Below are 4,123 nucleotides of genomic sequence, written 5' to 3' on the forward strand. Positions count from 1 at the left end.
CCCTCCGCTTCGTCGAAAGATGGTTTTGTTAGGCACTCTTAATGTCACCATCTCCCTAAATTTCTCCCGCATGTATGGAAAGTCTTCGGCTATGAGGTGCACCGTAAACCTGCATGTACTTTTGAGATAATATCTTAACCTTAAAAGCCAATTACGTTATACATCAAACAGTTCTATAGTCTTGACGAGCAGTTTGAGAAGATTAGCTACTGGGTAAAGATGATGTTAAAAGTTTTCAAATCTCTCACTGTAGCTTTTGGACTTGCCATCAATTTTACATCTATCAGTTACGCTGTTGCAGGAAATTCTGAGGAACGTTATTTTGCCATCGACAAATCAATTGATCAACTGGCTGGCGGCGCGCTTCTGGAGCAACTTAATCAATTGACTACTGGCCAACCAAGACTGTTGTATCTAATGAACAGCCTCAGGCCAAGTGACTCGCTGCGACGGCTTGCTAACGCAGTTGTAAGAATTGATCTTCTGTATCGGCAGCCTGATGGATCTTTATCAGACGACACGTGCACAGGGACTGCCATTTCCACTGATCTGCTTGTGACCGCAGCACATTGCGTGCCTGGATCTATAAACTCTGGCAAGACTCTGGTCAGAGCTCGAGCAGTTGCTGGATACGAGACTTACAACAATCATAATAATGTACGTATTGCTGAAATTAGTACCGCGCCTGTAATCGTAAATCCTCAAATGGATATCTCGATCATAAGATTACGCGAGAGTCTTACAGGAAAAATTCAACCATTTGCCCTAAATGTCCGGGACCCGATCCCAGGCGAAACAGTTGCTATAATAAGTCACCCACTTGGTCAATCTAAGCGTCTTTCAAGTGGTCGGTGCGTTATCGAAAACAAATCTCCACTGATTCAAGGACAATTCACACACCTGTGTGCGACCTTTGGCGGTAGTTCTGGCGCGATCGTTGTGTCTGCTACTGATTTTGCGGTAGTCGGTGTTCATATCAAGGGTCTTGAGCGGTCTAATATAGCGAACTCAATGGTGCGTATGTTCTACCCTCCACCGCCTATCGGAATACCTAATGTCGCGAAAATTGTTTCACCGCCCTTTGATGTGAACCGAAGCGGCTATACTGTACCCGAAAATGTTCTCCGTGAAGCGTTCATCGACGCTGTCCGCCGCCAGGTTGCTGTAGATTGGATTAACACGATGTTTTTGGAACGCGTGTCCATCCGAGAAATTGACCGACGCAATTCTCTGGCCGAGATAACAGTATTATCTGGTGACCGTCAGGCACTAAATGCTCTAGCAAAAAATGGCGTTCGACTCAACGGGGAGCGTGGAGAGCAGATTCTCGCCGAATTAGTTGATCGCGCTAATAATAGAGAAATAAAAGATCCTGGCATCATTCGGGATGTTCTGCTGCTTGGAGCTGTCCCGATATACAGCGCATCAACTGGAGCATTGATATTTTGTGGTCCTGATACTATCAGCGACGTTAGGCGTATCTTTGCGGAGATGGGGTATGAACAGAATCGTTGTCTTGACTAGTTTGGCTTTTTTGTCTGCCTTGCTGTGTTCTACTATCGCTTTGAAAGCTGCCGCACAGGGTGGAACCGAAAGTGCTGCTCAAGCAATTGCAGAGGAAATCATTACTGTAGCTCAAATCAATGCTCCGCTCCAACCTTGTAATAACAATCCGATAGTGGTTTTCACGGAAGGCCCTGGCGCTACTGAATTGTTATTGAAAGCGACCCGGGGTGGTTACACACCTATACAAATAAATATAGCTACGCCTACGGCAGTTGGTAGCTTACCTCCTTCAGTTGCCGAAACACTGAACCGCCTACAACGCGCAGGAGGCACAGTCATAACCCGGGAGAAAAAGCCAGATGAATCATTGGGGCAAATATTATCTTGGATTACTTCAGGATCCACGGAACTGATTTCGAGTTCAGTAAAAAAGATCATCGGAGCCGGACTGGATACATGGGCTTCCAGTGGACTCCGTCGCTATCAAGCTATTGTAAATTATCGTAGTGGTCCTTCCGATGCAAAGCTAGCTTATGAGGTGTTTTTCGAATGTCGATCATAGTTTCTTATACTCGAGTCGGTTTGTTGAGTTCGGCAATCTTGGTTCTCCTTGCGGTGAGCGGCTGTGAAGATAGCGTCACCGATCGCAATCCTCTGTTGAGTCCGGAACGTGCAACGGGAAGTTTTTGCGACCAGTTGCATTATGTTATAATTCAGGGCACCGACGGCCTTAGCGATGGTGGCTACTTCGCACAAATTCGCGGGAGGCGTATCGACGAAGATCGTCATAATGGCACGGTCCTGATTGAAGGGGCATCGAGTTGCTATGTTGACTATGGCCTTGGAACTCTCGACGCGCGATATATCTGCGTGTTTGCTGATGCTCCTCTATCGCGCCGCGGGGAGCTTTTGGCGGTCTTGAACCGACTTGAAAGTCGTACAGAAGCTTGTATTTCTCGGCAAAACCTATTTGGGTACAGCTTCCGAGGCGTCGACAAGCCGCGCTATCATCCTATGGGACGGGTAGGCGGCGACGGCGACCGGGTCTGGTTTTCCGATCGATATAGGGGGCAAGATGTTCATCTTGATATCGATGAGAACGGAAATAATGGTAGGGTGGTGATGTCAGTAGACTCGAAGTAGAAGGATTGGAGGTGAAAGAATGATGTTGCTAACACTCGACACGAAGTTCTTCTGAAGCTCCTGTACGACGAGCTAATGCATTGACACCGACAAGGGATTCACAGCGGATCGGCGTTATGCGAGTCTGAGCTCATGGCTCAGACAGTTAGCGTCATCGTTAGCTCTGAATACCTCAAGCGATTGGCGGCCGTCATCGGGGATCGCAACCGCCCGCTCAAGCATGTGCAGCGGGTCCGGATCGTCCTTCTGTCCGGCGATCGCCTGCCGGTGCTGGGAGATCGCCCGGCAGGCCGGGGTGAGCCGGCCGTCGGTTTGGCGCTGGCAACGTCGCTTCGCCGAGAAAGGCGTGGACGTCCTGCTGCGTGAACCCAGCCGCAAGCCGGGCAAAGCCCCGGTTCCGCAGGAGACGGTACGGCGGGTGGTCGCCCTGACTGCGCGGAGCCGCCCGGAACGGTGACACACTGGACCGGACGGGCGATGGCTAAAGCCGTCAACCTGAGCCTACGCACGATCCAGCGCATCTGGGAGGCGCACCGGCTCCAGCCGCACCGCATCCGTACCTTCAAGTGGTCCAACGATCCGGCCTTTGCCGCCAAGGTGGAGGATGTCGTCGGCCTCCACATGGACCCGCCCGCCCATGCGGTGGTCGTATCCATCGATGAGAAGTCTCAGATCCAGGCGCTCGACCGCACCCAGCCGGGGCTGCCGCTGAAACCGGGGAAATACGGGACAATGACCCACGACCACAAGCGCCACGGCACCACCACCTTGTTTGCTGCCCTGAACGTGCTGGACGGCACCGTGGTTGGCCGCCGCATGAGCCAGCATCGCCATCAGGAGTTCATCAAGTTCCTCAACGCCGTCGAGCGTGCCGTTCCGGCGGGCAGGATCATCCATGCCATCCTGGATAACCATGCCACCCACAAGCATCCCAAGGTACAGGACTGGCTTGCCGATCACCCGCGTTGGGTCTTCCACTACACGCCCACTTCGGCTTCCTGGCTGAACGCCGTCGAGGGCTTCTTCTCAACTCTGACCCGCAAGCGCCTGAAGCGCGGTGTCTTCACCTCTGTTAACCAGCTTGAAGGCGAAATCCGACGCTTCATTAAGGACCACAACGGAAAGGCCAAACCCTTCGTCTGGACCAAATCCGCCGAGACCATCCTGGAGAAGCTCAGGCACTTACCCGCTGCATCCCTTCAATGAGTCGGTGCACTAGGTGGTCCACGGATGACGCAGCTGGGTCAGGCGATGATCCATGTCATTCCATGCACAAGCAAAAGCATGGGCGCCTTCTCAGGAATGCCCAGTTCCACCATCGAACAGGCGGACGAGCGTGCGAGGTTTCCCGTTCCGGCGCCCGTTGATCGTCAGCGCCGCGATCGGTTCGAAGCGCCGCGCTAGGCGGCGCAGGCCTTGGCTTAGAGTGCCTAACAAAACCATCTTTCGACGAAGCGGAGGGTGATCAGGGCAG

At 52.4% G+C, this 4,123-nt stretch carries 3 protein-coding genes and 1 pseudogene; all 4 read left to right on the top strand.

Annotated features, from left to right (window positions below; translation table 11 throughout):
* Positions 1-222: 222 nt before the first annotated feature.
* Positions 223-1,524 carry a trypsin-like serine peptidase gene (locus tag N825_RS38525; protein WP_198039086.1) on the top strand — a complete coding sequence of 434 codons (1,302 nt, stop codon included), beginning with the start codon at positions 223-225 and terminating at the stop codon, positions 1,522-1,524.
* Positions 1,499-2,068 (top strand): hypothetical protein, encoded by a 570-nt coding sequence (locus N825_RS39565; RefSeq protein WP_157619792.1) that lies wholly within the window; start codon positions 1,499-1,501, stop codon positions 2,066-2,068. Before N825_RS38525 ends, N825_RS39565 begins: the two co-directional genes overlap by 26 nt.
* Positions 2,056-2,649: a hypothetical protein gene (locus tag N825_RS39570; RefSeq protein ID WP_157619793.1), complete on the top strand. Its 594-nt coding sequence runs from the start codon at positions 2,056-2,058 to the stop codon at positions 2,647-2,649. The genes N825_RS39565 and N825_RS39570 overlap by 13 nt, the downstream gene beginning before the upstream one ends.
* Before the next feature lie 132 nt (positions 2,650-2,781).
* Positions 2,782-3,855: pseudogene (locus N825_RS35465) on the top strand (IS630 family transposase).
* Positions 3,856-4,123: the final 268 nt, after the last annotated feature.

The sequence above is a fragment of the Skermanella stibiiresistens SB22 genome, assembly GCF_000576635.1.
Taxonomy (GTDB): domain Bacteria; phylum Pseudomonadota; class Alphaproteobacteria; order Azospirillales; family Azospirillaceae; genus Skermanella; species Skermanella stibiiresistens.